Origin of the sequence: Xanthomonas sp. SHU 166, assembly GCF_000364685.1 — a bacterium.
Classification (GTDB): Bacteria; Pseudomonadota; Gammaproteobacteria; order Xanthomonadales; family Xanthomonadaceae; genus Xanthomonas_A; species Xanthomonas_A sontii.
Genome location: NZ_AQOJ01000493.1, coordinates 1 through 354, shown reverse-complemented (window position 1 = coordinate 354; position 354 = coordinate 1). Strand labels below are relative to the sequence as shown.

The 354-nt window shown below is 59.0% G+C and carries 1 protein-coding gene; it reads right to left on the bottom strand.

From position 1 onward, the window contains the following. Positions 1 to 228: hypothetical protein (locus D180_RS24575; protein WP_232760482.1), on the bottom strand; the 228-nt coding region annotated here is incomplete at its 3' end. Positions 229 to 354: the final 126 nt, after the last annotated feature.

The window sequence follows — 354 nt, the reverse complement described above, 5'->3', positions numbered from 1 at the left end:
TCCCCGGTCCATCCGCCGCTGCGGAAGGGAACCCAGTAAGTCAAAAGCCAACGCAACATCAATAGCAAAAGCTATTGCGGATACAGCGCATACATACGGCATTGCAATGGTGATGCGCCTGAGCTGGGTACACGCCGGCACAGCCACCTGTACGCCACGCACAACCGCTCCTGCAGCTTCTTCGAAAACCATCGTCGTTGCGCGTCCACCACAATCAACGGCCGACATGGGCTACCACGCGAAGTGCATTCGCTGGCGGCCGCTGGAATGACGGGGGTGTGCGCTGCAGCGGCAATCGCTTCGGTCTTTGCTGTTGCTTCGGCTTTTGACTTACCGGGTTCCCTTCCGAAGCGG